Origin of the sequence: Corynebacterium meitnerae (assembly GCF_027570075.1) — a bacterium.
In the GTDB taxonomy this organism is placed as follows: Bacteria; Actinomycetota; Actinomycetes; order Mycobacteriales; family Mycobacteriaceae; genus Corynebacterium; species Corynebacterium meitnerae.
The window spans coordinates 106,123-123,557 of the sequence record NZ_JAKMUS010000002.1; the positions used below are offsets into that span (position 1 = coordinate 106,123).

Sequence of the window (17,435 nt, forward strand, 5' to 3'; positions counted from 1 at the left end):
CAGTGACTAGTTCTGTCCCCGGTGCGCAGCCAGAGCAGGTAAGGATTGATCCTGACCAGCTGGTGTACATGCGCGGAATCGTCAAAACCTATAACGAGGGCAAAGACACCGAGCTGACGGTGTTGCACGGCATCGATTTTGATACGAAGCACGGTGAGTTCGTGTCCATCGTTGGTCCATCCGGCTGCGGTAAGTCGACGTTGATGAACATGATCGGGATGCTGGATAAGCCGACCCATGGTGGCTACGCATTCAACGGTGAAGATGTCTTCATCAAAAACGACAATGAGTTGGCGTCGTACCGCTCCCAGAACATCGGCTTCATTTTCCAGAACTTCAATCTGGTTGGGCGCATTAATGCGTTGCAGAATGTGGCGATGCCGATGATGTACGCGGGCGTCGGTAAGCAAGAGCGCGAAGAACGTGCGACCGAGCTTTTGGAAATGGTCGGCATGGGGGACCGGCTGAAGCATGCGCCGAATGAGCTTTCTGGTGGTCAGAAGCAGCGTGTGGCAATCGCGCGCAGTCTTGCGAATGATCCGGATTTGTTGCTGGCGGATGAGCCGACGGGTGCGCTGGACTCGAGCACCGGCCGCATGGTGATGGACCTTTTTCACCAGCTCAATGAGGAGTACGGCAAGGCGATCGTGTTTATTACGCACAACGCGGAGCTCGCGCAGGAGACCCAGCGGATCGTGGAGATGAAGGACGGCCGGGTCGTTGATGTTCACGCGGGAGGTGGGCGCTAAATGGAAATGCGCGAATCAATCAACCTCGCCGCGGGGAGTCTGCGCACGAACAAGATGCGCTCGGTGCTGACGCTGCTGGGCATCATCATCGGCATCATGGCCGTGATCATCATCATGACGTTGGGTCGTGGCCTGCAGAATCAGGTGCTCAGAGGGCTGGAAGGCATCGGTGCGTCGCAGCACATTGTCCTGGTCACGGAGAAGTCGGATGAATCCGACCAGGAAGAAGACGATTTCTCCGGCAGTTTCAACATGCCTGTCACGGATGAACAGGACATGGTGTCGCTGGAGCAGCTCCAGGAGATTAAGGATCACTTCGGGGATCGCGTCGAGGGCGTGGATATTCAGGAGACTCTCTACGCGGAGACGGCCTACGGTGACAAGACCGCCAGCGTTGATGTGATGCCGATGTTGGCAGATTCCATGAAGGTCCGCAACGTCGAGATCTCCTACGGGCGCGGTATCACGGAGCAGGATATTGCCACGCAGCGCCCAGTCACGGTTGTTTCGCAGGAGCTTGTCGACGCATTCTTTGGCGGCGACGCTGCCTCCGCCATCGGCGAACGCATTGATGTGAGCACTGATTCTACGAGTGTGTTCACCATTATCGGTGTCGCCGAAGGCGAGCAACAGAGCGCCGACGATTTTGGTCAGCAGACCGCGTACGGGCAGATGTACATCCCTGTCAGCGTGGCTGACCGGGTCGGCGAAAAGATTGACAATGTTTTCAACTTTGTTGTGATGACCCGCGGTGATGAGGATCCGGCGGCGTTCCGTGAGGAGCTGCAGTCCTATCTTGACCGCTGGTACGAGCACAACGATGAGGCTCAAGTTGAAGTCATTGATATGCAGGCGTCACTGGCGGCCTTCACCAGCATCTTTGGAATTATCAGTACGGTGCTCGCTGCCATCGCTGGCATCTCACTGCTCGTCGGCGGCATTGGCGTAATGAACATCATGCTGATTACGGTGACCGAGCGAACGCGTGAAATCGGTGTGCGTAAAGCACTTGGCGCAACGCAGCGGGATATCCGCACGCAGTTCATCGTTGAGGCAGTGATGGTTGGCCTGCTGGGCGGTGTCATCGGTGTGGTGCTCGGTGGCGCGCTGGGTATCTTCGCGAGTGGCTTCATCGGAATGATCGATGGTGAGTCCTACGGTCCGGTTGCCTTCCCACCCATGGGCGCAGTGTTGTTCTCGCTGTTGTTCTCCATGGCGATCGGCGTGTTCTTCGGTGCTTATCCAGCAAATAAGGCGGCAAAGATGCAGCCTATCGACGCGCTGAGGTACGAGTAGACAAGCGGGCTACACTAGGCAGCTATGGCCAAGAATTCTTCCTTTGTCCACCTGCACAACCACACCGAGTTTTCCATGCTCGACGGTATGGCAAAGGTGGATTTGCTGGCGGAGGAAGTAGACCGCCAGGGGATGCCTGCCGTGGGTATGACGGACCACGGCAACATGTTCGGTTCGAATGCTTTTTACCGCCGTATGACGGAGGCGGGCATCAAACCGATCATCGGTATTGAGGCATACATGGCCCCGGAATCCCGCTTCAACAAGAAGCGCGTTCTGTGGGGCACCCCTGACCAGAAGAGCGATGACGTGTCTGCTTCCGGTGCGTACCTGCACCAGACGATGCTGGCGGAGAATGCAGATGGTCTACGTAATCTTTTCCGCTTGAGTTCGCTTGCCTCTTACGAGGGACAGCTGGGTAAGTGGCCGCGCATGGATGCGGAGCTTATCGCGGAGCATGCAGAAGGCATTATTGCGACGACGGGGTGTCCGTCGGGTGATGTGCAGACGCGTCTGCGTTTGGGGCAGTATGACGAGGCGCTTGAAGCAGCCGCGATGTGGCAGGACATCTACGGCAAGGACAATTACTTCCTTGAGCTGATGGACCATGGCCTGCACATTGAGCGCCGTGTGCGCGATGACCTTCTGCGCATTGGCCAGGCACTGGATTTGCCGCCGCTAGTGACTAATGACTGCCACTACGTTCTGGAATCCCAGGCGCCAGCGCATGAGGCGATGCTGTGTGTGCAGACCGGTAAGACGCTGCTGGACCCAGACCGTTTCAAGTTCGATGGCACTGGCTACTACATCAAGTCGGCGCAGCAGATGCGTGAGATCTGGGACGACATGGTCCCTGATGGTTGCGATAACACGCTGTGGATCGCGGAACGCGTCGGTGATTACGGCGAGCTGTGGGAAGAGCACCCACATGACCGCATGCCGCTGGCAACGGTACCGGAGGGGGAGACCCCGACGACGTGGCTGCGCAAGGAAGTCCACCGTGGTCTGCAGGACCGCTTCGAAGGTGGGACTGTTCCGGAGGAGTACTACAAGCGCGCCGATTACGAGATCGACGTCATTGACATGAAGGGCTACCCGTCCTACTTCCTCATCGTCGCTGAGCTGATCAAGCATGCGCGTTCCATTGGTATTCGCGTTGGTCCGGGCCGTGGCTCGGCGGCTGGTTCGCTGGTGGCGTACGCACTGACGATTACGAATATTGATCCGATTGAGCACGGTCTGCTCTTCGAGCGATTCTTGAACCCGGAGCGCCCGTCCGCACCGGATATTGATATTGACTTCGATGATCGTCGCCGCGGCGAAATGATCACCTATGCGGCGGAAAACTGGGGCGAGGACAAGATCGCCCAGGTGATCACGTTCGGCACGGTGAAGACGAAGCAGGCGATTAAGGACGCCGCAAAGGTGAACTTCGGCCAGCCGGGCTTCCAGATGGCCGACCGGATTAATGCTGCGCTTCCGCCGGCGATCATGGCGAAGGACATTCCGCTGTCCGGCATCATGGATCCAGAGCATGAGCGCTACTCGGAGGCCACCGAGGTGCGGTCCATGATTGAGACGGACCCGGATGTGGCCAAGATCTATGAAACGGCGCGTGGCCTTGAGGGCGTAGTCCGTCAGGCGGGTGTTCACGCGTGTGCGGTGATTATGGCGTCCGTGCCGCTCATGGACCACATCCCGATGTGGAAGCGCCCTGCTGATGGTGCGTTGATCACGGGCTGGGACTACCCGGCGTGTGAGGCAATCGGCCTGCTGAAGATGGACTTCCTGGGTCTGCGTAACCTGACGGTGCTCGGGGATGCGATTGAGAACATCAAGAAGAACCGTGGCGAAACCATTGATTTGGACACGCTGGAGACCGATGATGAGGGGGTTTATGAACTGCTCTCACGCGGTGACACCTTGGGCGTGTTCCAGCTGGACTCCGGCGGTATGCAGGAGCTGCTGAAGCGCATGAAGCCGACGGGCTTCAACGATATCGTCGCGTCTTTGGCGCTGTACCGTCCCGGCCCGATGGGTGTGAATGCGCACTGGGATTACGCGGACCGTAAGAACGGCCGCAAGCCGATTACTCCGATTCACCCAGAGCTGGAAGAACCACTGCGAGAGATTCTGGATGAGACGTATGGTCTGATCGTTTACCAAGAGCAGATCATGAACATCTCCCAGAAGGTGGCTAACTACACCGCTGGTGAAGCAGACGGCTTCCGTAAGGCAATGGGTAAGAAGAAGCCGGAAGTGCTGGCCAAGGAGTATGAGAAGTTCTCCCAGGGCATGTTCAGCAACGGCTATTCCAAGGATGCAGTGGACGCGTTGTGGGGCACGATTGAACCGTTCGCGTCCTACGCGTTCAACAAGTCGCACGCTGCAGGTTATGCGTTGGTGTCCTACTGGACTGCCTACCTGAAGGCGAATTATGCGGCGGAGTACATGGCGGCCCTGTTGACGTCGGTAGGCGACAAGAAGGACAAGTCTGCGATCTACCTTGCGGATTGCCGCCACCTGGGTATCTCTGTTCTCCCGCCAGACATTAATGAGTCGGAGGAGAACTTCCTCGCTGTGGACAAGGACATCCGTTATGGGTTGGCCGCCGTCCGAAACGTGGGTGTGGAAGTTGTGGAGTCGATCCGTGAGACGCGGCGGACGAAGGGAGATTTCACGTCCTTCTCTGATTACCTGGACAAGATCGATCTGCTGCCGTGCAACAAGCGCATTACGGAATCACTGATCAAGGCGGGCGCTTTTGACTCGTTGGGGCATCCGCGCAAGGGTCTCATGCTCGTGTCCGATGATGCGGTGGATTCGGTGCTGACCACGAAGAAGGCTGCGGATAAGGGTCAGTTTGATCTCTTCGCGTCGCTTGGCAGTGAGGAAGCAGCCGCTGCATTCTCCATCGAGGTGCCCGAGGACGAGTGGGAAAAGAAGCACAAGCTCGCACTCGAGCGTGAAATGCTCGGGCTCTATGTCTCCGGCCACCCGCTGGATGGTTTCGAGGAGGCACTGGACGCACAGACGGATACGCCACTGCCAAGGATTCTGGAAGGTGGCATGCGCCATGGTGAGGAAGTAACCATCGGTGGCATCATTTCGGCTGTGGACCGGAGGTTCTCAAAGAAGGACGGCTCGCCGTGGGCGATTGTCACGCTGGAAGACCACCACGGTGCCCAGGTTGAAGTTCTGCTGTTCAACAAGGTGTACGCCCTAGTTGCTCCGCAGATCGTTGAGGACAACATCATCCTGGTCAAGGCACACGTGTCTATCCGCGATGAGCGCATGAGCTTGTTCGGTGATGACGTGAAGGTACCGGAGCTTGGGCCGGGCAATGGTGCCGGCCTGCCTCTGCGTCTGACGCTGCGCACGGAGCAGTGCACGGTGGACAACATCCGCAAACTAAAACAGGTCCTGGCAAACAATCCGGGTGATTCGGATGTTTACCTGAACCTGGTGAATGGGGATCACTCCCAGCTGATGATTCTGGGGGATCACCTAAGAGTAGAAAGGTCCGGCAGCCTCATGGGTGATCTGAAGGCCGCGATGGGCGCCGGGGTTCTGGGTTAAGCCGGGAACATAGCGGCGAAGCGTGCCTTCAGCTCCGGGTTAGAGCCGATAATCACCGCTGCGAAGTTAGCCAGAGCACCAATGATGGTGGCCACTGATCCAACGATCAGGGAGATCATCTTGAAGTGGTTGCTCTGGTAGTACGCAGACACGCGGTTCAGGGTGGAGGACTTCTCCGCATTAAAAGGTCCCTCAGGAGCCGGGTTGCTCGATGCGTTGTTCTTATCCCACATGTCCTTGGTGGGATCGAGCGTCAAGTCGTTCTTGTCCTTGTCGTCCTCGTCCTTGTCCTTCTCTTTGTCTTTGTCCTTGTCCTTTTCAGGAGTCTCAGGAGTTTCAGGAGTGTCCTTGTCGTTCGGGTTCTCCTGCACTTCATTAGTAGTTTCTGCCAATGCAGCAGGAGTGACGGAGAACGCAGTGGCGGCTGCGAGCGCGGCGGCGATGAGGGTCTTCTTCACGGGGGCTCCTTCTTGAGATTTGTACCGGCGAAAAGTGTACGTCCTTGCCGGGGTAAAGCCAAGAGTTATAAGGGCGCTAAGATGTGTGCTTATGACTTTTGCACCCGTCCACGCAGCCGATATCCAAGCAGCACAAGCGGACATCTCCCGCATTATTGCGCCGACTCCGCTGCAGTACTGCCCGCGGTTGTCGCAGCAGTATGGCGTGGAGGTGTACCTGAAGCGTGAAGACCTCCAGGACGTGCGGTCGTACAAGATCCGCGGTGCGTACTACAACATCTCCAAGCTTTCCGCGGACGAGAAGGCCGCCGGCGTTGTCGCCGCATCCGCCGGTAACCACGCACAGGGCGTGGCTTACGCGTGCCGGTCGATGGGCATTGACGGCAAGATCTTCGTGCCCAAGCGCACCCCGAAGCAGAAACGTGACCGCATTCTGGTGCACGGTGGTGATTCGGTTGAGCTCGTGCTGACGGGTAACAACTTCGATGAAGCAGCCGAGGCGGCACATGAGGATGCGCTCGCACGCGGTGCCACGATGGTGGAGCCCTTCAACGCGCGCAACACTGTGATCGGTCAAGGCACCGTGGCAGCCGAAGTTGTTTCGCAGTTGTCGGCGCTGGGCAAGTCGCTGGACAACATCTTGGTGCCGGTCGGTGGCGGTGGACTCATCGCTGGTATTACCTCCTACCTGGCGGACATGTCGCCGCGTACTGCCATTGTTGGCCTTGAGCCAGCTGGTGCGGCATCGATGGCAGCAGCGATGAAGGCAGGGGAGCCGGTCACGCTGAAGGACGTCGACCCCTTCGTTGATGGTGCTGCTGTGAAGCGCGTTGGTGATATCAACTACGAGATCGTTGAGCAGAACCAGGGCCGGATTCACCTCGCTGATGTGGATGAAGGTGCAGTGTGCACGAACATGCTGGACCTGTACCAGAACGAAGGCATCATCGCGGAGCCCGCGGGTGCATTGTCGGTGGCAGGCCTGGCTGAGGTGAACCTCGCACCGGGCAGCACCGTGGTGTGTGTGATTTCCGGCGGTAATAATGACGTGCTGCGTTACGCGGAGATCATGGAGCGCTCTCTTGTTCACCGTGGATTGAAGCACTACTTCCTAGTCAACTTCGCGCAGGAACCAGGACAGCTGCGCCGCTTCCTCACTGACGTGCTGGGGCCGGATGATGATATTGCGCTCTTCGAGTACTTGAAGAAGAACAACCGTGAAACCGGTGCCGCACTCGTTGGCTTGGAATTGGCACGAGCAACCGACCTGGAGCCGCTGCTGCAGCGCATGGAAGAGGCATCGTTTGATTGCGAGCGCCTCATGCCGGGGACGCCGGAGTATGACTACATCGTTATCGGCTGATCACTGCAAAGCCCCAAGGATCCAGCACGGTCGAGGTTTCTGTGACTTTCGGCTGGGTGAATGAGTAGATGAGCTTGCCGCCCACCGGCACGGTGGCGGGCTCGTCGGAGAAGGTCGCGGCGAGCACGACATCGTCGTAGCCCATGGTGAGCCAGTTTTTACCGTGCTCGACCTGCAGTTCGCGGAGGTCATCGCGGGCAAGGTTGAAGTCTTTCCGGAGTGACAACAGCTTCTTGTAGGCGGAGTGAATTTCTACGGAATCGTTCCCACAATCCCAATCGAGTTTCGCGGACTCAAAGGTGGCGGTGTCGGCCGGGTCGGGAACCGTGCCCAAGTCCCAGCCGTAGCGCGCGAATTCGTGGGCGCGACCCTCACTGGTCAGGCGCAGGAGATGTTCATCAGTGTGGGAGACGAAGAAGGGGAACGGGGTCTGCGCGTAGGTCTCCTCACCCATGAAGATCATGGGTGTGAAGGGGGAGAAGAAGATCACCGCGGCTTTGAGCGCATGTTGTGCCGGCGTCAGGTTTTGGGAAGGGCGGTCACCTCGAGCACGGTTACCCACTTGGTCGTGCGTGGTGGTGTAGGTGATCAGCTGCCACGGTGCGATGCGGGACAGGTCCAGTTCTTTCCCGTGGGTGCGTTCACGGAAAGTGGAGTAGGTGCGACGGAAGCGGTAGCCGTGGCGCAAGGTGTCAGCAAGAATGTCAAGGGTGCCGTAGTCCTCGTAATAAGCATCATTTTCGCCGGTGATGACGGTGTGGAGGGCATGGTGGACGTCGTCAAGCCACTGCGCGTCGAGGCCGTACCCACCGTGCTTATAAGCACTAATGATGCGTGGATCGTTGAGGTCGGACTCGGCGATGATGATGGCGCCGGTTTCATCCGCGATCCGGTTGATGTCCTCCATGATGGAGTACGCGGCGCGGTCGTCATAGGAATGTACGGCGTCGAGGCGCAGACCATCGACGTGGAATTCTTCGAGCCACTGGCGCACAGCATCGAGAACATACGCGCGGACCTCATCTGAATTCGCGCCAGACAGATTCACCACATCGCCCCAGCCAGTGGAACCCATGGTGGTGTACGGGCCGAAAAGACCGTTGTAGTTACCGTCCGGGCCGAAGTGGTTGTACACAACGTCAAGGAAGACGTCGATGTTGTGGGCATGGGCCGCGTCGATAAGCTTCTTCAGTTCCTCCGGCCCACCGTAACCTTCGTGGACAGCGAACCAATCAACGCCGTCGTAGCCCCAGTTGCGCTCACCGCCGAACGGTTGCACTGGCATGAGCTCGATTGCGGTCACGCCCAGGTCAACGAGGTAATCAAGCTTATCGACGACCCCTGCAAACGTCCCCTCCGGCGTAAACGTACCCACGTGGAGCTCGTAGATGACCTGGCCTTGGAGCTTTTTGGTTGTGTGTCCATGATCCGTCCAAGGGAAGTCCGTGCTGAAGACTTCTGACAAGCCATGGATACCGTCCGGTTGGCGGCGCGTGCGCGGATCGGGGAACGGGCCTACCCAGTCGTTTCCGTCGTGAAGGAGGTAGCCGTAACGCTGGCCGGGTTTCATGGGGATGTCGGAGACCCACCAACCTCTCTTCTTGGCGCGCCGCATCGGATAGTGGGCGCCGTCGACGATGAGCTGGACGTCATGTGCACGTGGAGCCCAGACTTTGAACTGCTCAGTGGAACTCATGGACTCCACACTAAGTAAAATGCGGACACGATGTTTGTTTCTTTTGAGTTGCCCGCACGCGATCTGATCACGCATGAGATCACGATCAAGCGCTCGCGCTTCATCACCTGGATCACTCGCGCGGAATCCGAAGAGGAAGCACGGGCGGTCATTGCGGAGGCAAAGGCCACCTACCCGGATGCGCGACACCACTGCTCCGCGTTCATTCTGAGCGGGCAGAACCCCATTGAGCGTTCCAGTGATGATGGTGAGCCCTCCGGCACTGCTGGCAAACCCATGTTGGATGTGCTGCGTGGCTCCGGGATGCAGGACATTGTGGCGGTGGTGATCCGGTACTTCGGAGGCATCAAACTGGGGGCTGGTGGGCTGGTGCATGCCTACTCCGGCGCGGTGTCAGAAACACTGGAGCAGGTCACGCGGGTGGAAAAGCGGTTGCGGCAACTCGCGGAAGTGGATTTCCCACATGCGGAAGCGGGCCGGATCGAAGCAGACCTGCGTACTAACGGCATTGATGTGGTGGATGTCCACTATGGCGCAGCAGCGACGTACACCCTGGGTATTGAGCCGGGTGGGTTAGAAGCCCTCAACGAATTGTTGGCAGCGTTGACACAAGGTGAAGCGGAGGCGTCAGAGGCCGGCGAGATGTGGGTGGAACGCTAAACTAAGCGCCATGACTTTGCAGCCTCGTCCTCATAACCCGATTGAAGCCCGCAAGCAGGCCGTACGGAAATACTCACGCAACGCTGTAGTTAGTGTTGCCGGCGGTGTTATTGGTGGTGCTGCACTCGGCCTGGCTTTCTCTTCATTCTGGGTCTGGTTCAGCCTCGGCCTCGTCGTTGCTGTTGTCGGCGGTGTGTACAACTACGTCAAGGTCCAGCAGATCATCAACCACCGGGACGAGTACTAGTGGAACCAGTCCGGATCGACGTATGGATCTGGGCGGTACGCATGTACAAAACCAGGTCTGATGCGGCCAACGCAGTCCGCGCCGGGCACGTGAAACTCAATGGCAATGCGGTGAAACCGTCTGCCAAAGTCGTGCCGGGGGACCGCATCAAGGCGTGGAAGGATTACCGCGACTTGGACTATGAGGTCGTAGAAACCGTCCGCAAACGCGTAGGTGCCCCCGTTGCGCGGACCTGCTACGTGGACCATTCACCGCCGCCACCGCCGAAGGAGTACTTCTACTCCATGCCCAAGCGCGATCGGGGTGCTGGGCGCCCGACGAAGAAGGAGCGGCGTGAGATCGACAGGCTGTTGGGGCGGGACCGCTAGCCCGCAACCAAGAGCGCTGTTGGGAAGTCTCCCAATAAGTCGCTTACCGGCACTGTTCCGGTGACGGTCTTTTTATTGAGGCGGTTCGTCCACGTTCCTTCAGGCAGTGTGACGGTTGTGTCGCCCCACCCGCCGCGGTCCTCGAGGCCGAGAGGGGAACGGGTGGCGAGGGCGATGACATCGTTTCCACGTCGGAGACCAAGCAGGTGGTGGGCTGCTTCACCTTCAGCAAACACTGCGCGATAGTTGTTGGCACTGAACACCTCGGGCCGTTCCCGACGGATCTGCAAACCCTCGTAGACGACTGCCTGCTTGAGCCGGTCAGAAGAATCGGTGATTCCCTCTTCGATGTACTGCTGGAGGGTCTGGCTGCGGTGGACGTAATCAACAAAGCGGCGATTATCGGGGTCAACGAGGGAGAAATCAAGGAATTCCTGCCCCTGGTACGTGTCCGGAATGCCGGGGCCGATCAGCTGGAGTAGCTTCCGGCCGAGGGAAATCTGGATAGCGCCCCGGTGAATCTCTTCAACGAATTCTTGGATCATGCTCGCGGCAGGCCCATCAATCACCGCGTCGACCCAGTTGGAGATCGCGGTTTCGAACGCCGTGTTGTTGTCGAACCAGGTGGTGTGCACACCAGCCTCACGCACGGCTTTCTCGGTGTACGCGTGGAGGCGCTGTCGGACATCCTCGGTTACGCCATCTGCGGGCCACACGCCCAGAATGTTCTGGAGGAGGAAATGCGCGGTCGCTTGATCCGGGGCGGGGACGAGTGCGCCAACGTGGCGAACGAGTTCAGCGAAGGCCTTGGGGCGTTCGGTGAGTTCGATAATTCGAGCGCGAGTGTCCTCACTGCGCTTGGTGTCGTGAGTTGTCAACGTTGTCATGGCACGCGGCCACAGCATCGCACGCTCCTGCTGAAGGAGGTGGAATTCTGCTGCAGAAACACCGAAACGGCCCGGTGCGCCACCAACTTCCTGCAAAGCAACGAGGCGGCATGCACGGTAGAACAACGTGTCTTCTACGCCTTTGGCCATGACAGCGCCACAGACTTGGGCGAAGCGAGTCTTGGCCTCACCATTGGTGAGGAAGGCAGCGGAGATGCGGTTGAGAGCATCGCCCCGGGAAGGGAAGCGGCGGGCCATGTCCGCGATGATGGTGGAGGTTTGCCGCGACAGGGAGATGTAGTCCGCGCGGTACACCGGCATCGCCGCGATGAGGTCAATGACGGTGGTCTCGAGGTCTTCCACGTCCTCAGTGGAAATCGCTCGGGTGAGGCGACGGATCTCAGCGGCGAGCTCGTACTGCGCGACATCACGTTTGAGTTGATGTTCGGCAGCCTCGATTGCGGCCTCATCCCAGGTGGAACCGGACTGTTCCAGGGACAACATGCTCAAGGCATCTTCGGCTTCACGGGCGATGAAGACACCATCGAGTTCACGCAGTGCGTCGTAGCCGGTGGTGCCATCGACGGCGAGGCGCGGATCGAGTGGTTCTGTCACTCCGAGGATCTTCTCCGCAATGAGGTAGCGGTCCGGGCCAATGAGTTCGCGCAGCTGGTTGAGGTAGGCGAAGGGATCCGCCAGTCCGTCTGGGTGGTCGACGCGGACGCCGTCGATCACGCCATCGTCGATAAGCATTCTGAGCGTACGATGCGTGTGCTCGAACACGACGGGGTTTTCTTGGCGGATGCCCGCGAGCCCGTTGACGGAGAAGAACCGGCGGTAAGAGATCACGCTGTCGCGCCAGTAAAGAAGACGGTAGTGCTGCCGCTCGTAAACCTCCCGTGGATCATCGTCGATGCTGTCGTACGAGCCGGGGGTGAGCGGAAAGTGCTTGTCGTAGTAGGTGAGAACAGGTTCATCGTCCACCAGGGTGAGCGTGAATGTGTCCTCATCGCCGGGACTGCCAAGGACGGGGAGAGCAAGCTTGCCATCCGCGCCATTGTCCTCATGCCAGTCGATGTCGAAGTAGGGCTCGAATTCGGAAGACGTGCCGTGTTTCAGGACATCCCACCACCAGGCATTGAGTTCCGGTGTTTCCACTCCCACGTGGTTCGGCACAATGTCCACGATGAGACCCAACCCCGCTGCATGGGCGGCATCAGCCAGCTCCTTCAGTCCGGTCATGCCACCGAGTTCCTCGTTGATCGTTGTCGGATCCGTCACGTCATAGTTGTGGTTTGAATCCGGGTACGAGGTGAAGATGGGGGAGAGGTAGAGGTGCGAGACACCTAAGTCAGCCAGATACGGCACCACGGCAGCAGCTTCGGCAAAACCGAATCCGCGGCCCGCTGGGTCAGCGTGGGGTCCGCGGAGTTGAAGACGATACGTGGAAGTAAGAGGCCGGTCCATGACTTCACACGATAGTGCGTTTTATTGGGAAGCCGAGGGAGTATGTGAATACAGTGGCGTAAGGGAATGTTGTTGCCGCTTGTTCCGGGGTGCAGTCCAACACAAAGAGTTCACGGTGGTCACGGGTGAGGTACGTGATGGCATGTTCCGGTTTCAAGACGTGCGTGAAGTGGCGGTGCAACATCTGAAAAGTTTTCGGGTGTGCAAGCCATGACGCGGCGGGGTCGCCTTTCACTTCAAAACCCCGCGGAGATTTCGGGCCGAGGCTGAAGCTAGAATTACGCACATCAAAATGCACCGTGTACGGGTCACGTTGCGCACCGAGCAATCTCAACGCCGCGGAATCCCAGGCCTGGCGCATGGTCAGTCCACGGCGGCCCAGCTCCACGTGGTCGAGGGAATTCCCCGAAGAATCCAGGAGCACAGCCGCGTGGTCGCGCGACAGGTTAATGGTCACCTGCCCGTCCCACTCTTTGCTGATCAACGCAGGAGTGCGTGGCACGAGGTGCGCGGTGAGATCCGTCGCCGGAGTAAGCAGGCTGTGAGCACGCTTGATGGTCGCGATGTCAGAGGCAATCTCAGGGACAGTCTCAGTGGGGATACCAGTGGGGATTTCAGTAGCAGTTTTAGTAGTCATATCTACTTAGACTGCTGCTACCCCCTATTTGGTTCCCTCAGATTCCAAATTAAGTGCAGAAAAAAGCTTTTCCGCAGGCCAGATCTCTATTTCTTGTCCCTTTTCCATGAGCTCGCGGGCACGTTTTTCCTTCGAGGTCATGGTTGCCCACGCGCCAGCGACCAAAATAGTGGTCTTCTTGGTCACGTTCTTACCCACCTGGCCGCCCTGGGCAGCAATGCCGTTCCACAGCTCACCCTTGTCATAGGGATCAAACTCACCAGTCAGGGTGACGTTGTGGCCATACAAGGGCGAGTTTGGGTCAGCGTTCGTATTCGGTTCCGGAATGGTGTCCGGGGTTGCCACGGCCTGCCAGGGGGCAGGTTTCTTTTCCTTCTTCTGCCTCCCGCGAAATTCCTTCAGTACCGGGGTGACATGGTCAGCATTGATGGAGCCAAGGTGGAAGCCGGATTCAGCAACGTATTCATTGATCGGCCCGGTGTACTTCGCGCGGCGCGCCAGCCCGATCATGATGCCCGCGGCTGCCGCAGCATCAGCCGCAGCATCGTGGTGATTGTCCAGTGCGACACCAAAGAAGGACGCCAGAGTGGGCAGACGGTGGTTTTCTACATCAAGATCGACCGCACGAGCATGCGCCAAAGAACATGCGAAGGTCAGATTGGGCATCTCAACACCAGCCGCGTGTGCTGCGTAGCGCAAGGCAGAAGCATCAAAATACGCGTTGTGCGCAACGACAGTGCGATCGCCGATGTACTTGAAGACGCGGGGGAGGATCTCGCTTATCGACGGCTCCTGCGCCACATCCTCCGCCGTGATGCCGTGGATGGCCACGTTGGCATCGTCGAAAAACGAAAGCTGCTCTGGCGGGCGGCACAACCATCCTTGCTGGTCAGTGATGACTCCGTCGGTGACAGTGACAACACCGATTTGGCAGATCGAGCCCCAGTTTTGGTTCGCGGTTTCCACATCGAGTGCCACGAAGCTGAAGCCAGGAACCGCGTCGAGGTTAATGGTTTCACCACGCTGAGCGGCGCTGATGGCCGCTTGCAATTGTTCTGGGCCCTCCGTGTCACCGGGAGCGAAGCGGACAGTCGTGTCGCTGAGCGTGACGGTGGATTCATCCCACTGGTCACCCGAGTGAAAATCCACGCCGTCAATATCCGCGAGAGGAATGATTATCGGCTGGGATGACCCGAGCAGTGCTGCTTCAAGCGGCGCGGGATGAATCTCTACTGCCGTGTGGTTGACCGAGAGACGAGCGCCGTGAGCGGTAATCATGATGCATCCTCCTCGAAGAAAGGCGGTTCAATCTGTCGCAGAACGATCGTGGATCGGGCCGGCACATTCTTCGTGCCCAAAGCCTCAATCTCCTCGGTCTCAGCCGGGTAACCCAAAGGCTCCGTGGTGTCGATGAGCACTTCCCACTTTGCGCCAAGATTCTTCGGCGGCAACGTGAACTCAATGTCTTCGTGGAAAGCGTTGAACATGAGCAAGAAGGAATCATCCGTGACACGCTGCCCACGCTGATCCGGCTCGACGATCTGGTTGCCGTTGAGATACACCTGCAAGGCCTTGCCGAAAGCGAAATCCCAATCGCCCTGTGTCATCAGCTCACCCGATGGCACGAGCCACGCGATGTCGCGGTCCTGCACATCAGCGCCGAGCGGGCCGCCAGCGAGGAATCGGCGACGACGGAACACTGGGTGATTTTTGCGGATAGCGATGAGGCGGCGGGTGAAATCATGGAGATTCTCCGCGGCATCGAGGTGCTCCCAATTCATCCAGGCGATCTCATTGTCCTGGCAGTACACGTTGTTGTTCCCGCCCTGGGTGCGGGCCAGCTCATCGCCGTGCGAGATCATGGGGGTGCCTTGGGAAAGCAGCAACGTGGTCAAGAAATTGCGGCGTTGGCGGGCACGCAGCTCCAGGATCTCCGGATCATCCGTTGGCCCCTCAACACCACAGTTCCAGGAACGGTTATGGTTCTCACCATCCCGGCTGTCTTCCTGGTTTTCCTCATTGTGCTTCTCGTTGTAGCTCACCAGGTCATTGAGTGTGAAGCCATCATGAGCAGTGATGAAGTTGATGGACGCTGTGGGGCGACGACCATTGTGGTTGTACAGGTCTGACGAACCGGTGAGACGGGACGCGAACTCACCGAGCGTTGATGGCTCACCACGCCAGAAATCACGCACTGTGTCGCGGTACTTACCGTTCCACTCACTCCACAACGGCGGGAAGTTACCCACCTGGTAACCACCTTCGCCGACATCCCACGGTTCAGCGATGAGCTTCACCTGGGAGACAACAGGGTCCTGCTGGACGAGGTCGAAGAATGTGGCCAGGCGGTCCACATCAGAAAACTCACGGGCGAGAGTGGATGCCAGATCAAAACGGAAGCCATCCACGTGCATCTCCGTGACCCAGTAGCGCAGCGAATCCATGATGAGCTGCAAGGAGTGCGGATCACGGACGTTCAGGGAATTGCCGGTGCCGGTGTAGTCCATGTAGTGGAACTTGTTGTCGTCCACCAGGCGGTAGTAAGCCTCATTGTCAATGCCGCGGAAGGCGATGGTGGGGCCCAGGTGGTTGCCTTCGGCGGTGTGGTTGTACACCACGTCAAGGATGATCTCCATGCCTGCCTCGTGGTAGGCACGCACCATGCCCTTGAATTCAGCTACGGCGTCGCCCGGGTGGTCGCCCGCTGCATAGTCCTGGTGTGGTGCGAAGAAACCGAAGGTGTTGTAGCCCCAATAGTTGCGCAGGCCCAGATCACGCAGCCGGTCATCCTGAAGGAACTGGTGCACCGGCATGAGTTCCACCGACGTGATACCGAGATCCTGCAAGTAGGAAATGACACTCGGGTGCGCCAAACCGGCGTAGGTGCCACGGAGATTTTCCGGTACGTCGGGGTGAAGCTGTGTCATGCCCTTCACGTGGGTTTCATAAATAACCGTGTCATTATCCGGGATCCGCGGTGCACGATCATCGCCCCAATCGAAGAAGGGGTTAATCACCACGGAGAGCATGGTGTGGCCGAGCGAATCCTCTTCATTCCTGCCTGTGCCCGGGGTCTCCGCAGTGATGTCATAGGAAAACAGGGACGGGTGCCCATCAAATTCACCATCAAAGGCGCGGGCATAAGGGTCAACGAGAAGTTTGGACGGATCGCACCGCTTACCGTTTTGCGGATCCCATGGCCCGTGTACTCGGTAGCCATAGCGCTGTCCTGGCAAAACACCGGGGAGGTAGGCGTGCCAAACGTGGTTGTCTACTTCCTCCAGTGGGATTCTTTCTTCGTTGTTATCCCGGTCGATCAAACAGAGCTCAACCTTGTCCGCCACGTTGGAAAAGATGGCAAAGTTGGTTCCCGCACCGTCATAGGTGGATCCCAGGGGGTACGCCGATCCAGGCCATACCTGGCTGTGCTCATGAGGGGTTGTCATGAGAGTCGATGTTAACCGAATCCGGATTGTGCCCAAGACCCAGGAGGAGTAGATCCACTGCCGTGTCGACTGACTCCCCGCGTGGAGTGCCAGGAGTCTTTGTCACGTCCTGCAGCTGAGCGCCAGACTGATAAATATTGGCCGCACCCAAAGTGAGGAACAAGAGTGCTTCGGCCGCGGCATCGGCGCGGGGATCGGATTGGGGGAGTGTTGCTCGCAGATCCTTGACGAGTGAAGTGAAGAGCGGGGAATGCGGCTGGGAAACAGCGGCCATGACCACATCAGCACCATCACGGTGGGAGAGGAGTGCCGCGCGAATCTGCGCGCACATCTCACGGGGATCGGAGTGCTTCCGTACAGACGAAAGGATGAGTTCAGCCATAGCGCTGACCAGTGCTTGCTTGTTTTCTACGTGCCAATACAACGCGCCGGGTGCGACCCCAAGTTGCCCAGCGACCCGACGCATGGACACGTCGGCGAGGCCATATTCGTCCAAGATCCTCACCGCCGCTTCGGCAATGACATCTCGCGACAGCTCCATACCAGCTGACCTTACACGCGAAACATGGCCAGGTATTCACA

General features: G+C 58.4%; 14 protein-coding genes. 7 read left to right on the forward strand and 7 right to left on the reverse strand.

Features of this window, described 5'->3' with window-relative positions; translation table 11 throughout:
• Positions 1 to 68 precede the first annotated feature (68 nt).
• Genes L8U60_RS02030 through dnaE form a run of 3 tightly spaced genes read left to right on the forward strand, consistent with a single transcriptional unit; the run spans position 69 to position 5,624 of the window.
• Positions 69 to 749 (forward strand): ABC transporter ATP-binding protein, encoded by a 681-nt coding sequence (locus L8U60_RS02030; RefSeq protein WP_269964834.1) that lies wholly within the window; start codon positions 69 to 71, stop codon positions 747 to 749.
• A complete protein-coding gene (locus L8U60_RS02035; RefSeq protein WP_269964729.1) occupies positions 750 to 2,045 on the forward strand; it encodes an ABC transporter permease in 1,296 nt (431 codons plus the stop codon).
• A gap of 24 nt (positions 2,046 to 2,069) precedes the next feature.
• Entirely contained in the window at positions 2,070 to 5,624 is a 3,555-nt protein-coding gene (gene dnaE / locus L8U60_RS02040; protein WP_269964730.1) for a DNA polymerase III subunit alpha, read from the forward strand.
• Here the strand turns inward: dnaE and L8U60_RS02045 are convergent.
• A complete protein-coding gene (locus L8U60_RS02045) occupies positions 5,621 to 6,082 on the reverse strand; it encodes a hypothetical protein (RefSeq protein WP_269964731.1) in 462 nt (153 codons plus the stop codon). The two genes, dnaE and L8U60_RS02045, sit on opposite strands and share 4 nt — an antisense overlap.
• Before the next feature lie 91 nt (positions 6,083 to 6,173).
• On the opposite strand from L8U60_RS02045, the gene ilvA reads away from it, so the two are divergent.
• Positions 6,174 to 7,445 carry a threonine ammonia-lyase IlvA gene (ilvA, locus tag L8U60_RS02050; protein WP_269964732.1) on the forward strand — a complete coding sequence of 424 codons (1,272 nt, stop codon included), beginning with the start codon at positions 6,174 to 6,176 and terminating at the stop codon, positions 7,443 to 7,445.
• Here ilvA and treZ read toward each other — a convergent pair.
• Positions 7,435 to 9,141: a malto-oligosyltrehalose trehalohydrolase gene (treZ, locus tag L8U60_RS02055; protein WP_269964733.1), complete on the reverse strand. Its 1,707-nt coding sequence runs from the start codon at positions 9,139 to 9,141 to the stop codon at positions 7,435 to 7,437. The two genes, ilvA and treZ, sit on opposite strands and share 11 nt — an antisense overlap.
• 30 nt (positions 9,142 to 9,171) lie before the next feature.
• On the opposite strand from treZ, the gene L8U60_RS02060 reads away from it, so the two are divergent.
• The 3 genes from L8U60_RS02060 to L8U60_RS02070 are packed head-to-tail and all read left to right on the forward strand — an operon-like array spanning position 9,172 to position 10,416.
• Positions 9,172 to 9,801: a YigZ family protein gene (locus L8U60_RS02060; RefSeq protein ID WP_269964734.1), complete on the forward strand. Its 630-nt coding sequence runs from the start codon at positions 9,172 to 9,174 to the stop codon at positions 9,799 to 9,801.
• Positions 9,802 to 9,811: 10 nt separating this feature from the next.
• Entirely contained in the window at positions 9,812 to 10,048 is a 237-nt protein-coding gene (locus L8U60_RS02065; protein ID WP_269964735.1) for a hypothetical protein, read from the forward strand.
• The gene (locus tag L8U60_RS02070; protein ID WP_269964736.1) at positions 10,048 to 10,416 is read left to right on the forward strand and encodes an RNA-binding S4 domain-containing protein; all 369 of its coding nucleotides are present in this window, start codon (positions 10,048 to 10,050) and stop codon (positions 10,414 to 10,416) included. The genes L8U60_RS02065 and L8U60_RS02070 overlap by 1 nt, the downstream gene beginning before the upstream one ends.
• Here the strand turns inward: L8U60_RS02070 and treY are convergent.
• Genes treY through L8U60_RS02095 form a run of 5 tightly spaced genes read right to left on the reverse strand, consistent with a single transcriptional unit; the run spans position 10,413 to position 17,394 of the window.
• Positions 10,413 to 12,770, reverse strand: coding sequence for a malto-oligosyltrehalose synthase (gene treY / locus L8U60_RS02075; protein WP_269964737.1), 2,358 nt, complete (start codon positions 12,768 to 12,770; stop codon positions 10,413 to 10,415). The two genes, L8U60_RS02070 and treY, sit on opposite strands and share 4 nt — an antisense overlap.
• A 4-nt stretch (positions 12,771 to 12,774) precedes the next feature.
• Positions 12,775 to 13,407 carry a hypothetical protein gene (locus tag L8U60_RS02080; protein WP_269964738.1) on the reverse strand — a complete coding sequence of 211 codons (633 nt, stop codon included), beginning with the start codon at positions 13,405 to 13,407 and terminating at the stop codon, positions 12,775 to 12,777.
• Positions 13,408 to 13,431: 24 nt separating this feature from the next.
• Positions 13,432 to 14,685, reverse strand: coding sequence for an exonuclease domain-containing protein (locus tag L8U60_RS02085; RefSeq protein ID WP_269964739.1), 1,254 nt, complete (start codon positions 14,683 to 14,685; stop codon positions 13,432 to 13,434).
• Complete coding sequence (glgX, locus tag L8U60_RS02090) at positions 14,682 to 16,853, reverse strand: glycogen debranching protein GlgX (protein ID WP_269964740.1); 2,172 nt, start codon at positions 16,851 to 16,853, stop codon at positions 14,682 to 14,684. The genes L8U60_RS02085 and glgX overlap by 4 nt, the downstream gene beginning before the upstream one ends.
• Positions 16,837 to 17,394 (reverse strand): TetR family transcriptional regulator, encoded by a 558-nt coding sequence (locus L8U60_RS02095; protein WP_269964741.1) that lies wholly within the window; start codon positions 17,392 to 17,394, stop codon positions 16,837 to 16,839. The genes glgX and L8U60_RS02095 overlap by 17 nt, the downstream gene beginning before the upstream one ends.
• Positions 17,395 to 17,435: the final 41 nt, after the last annotated feature.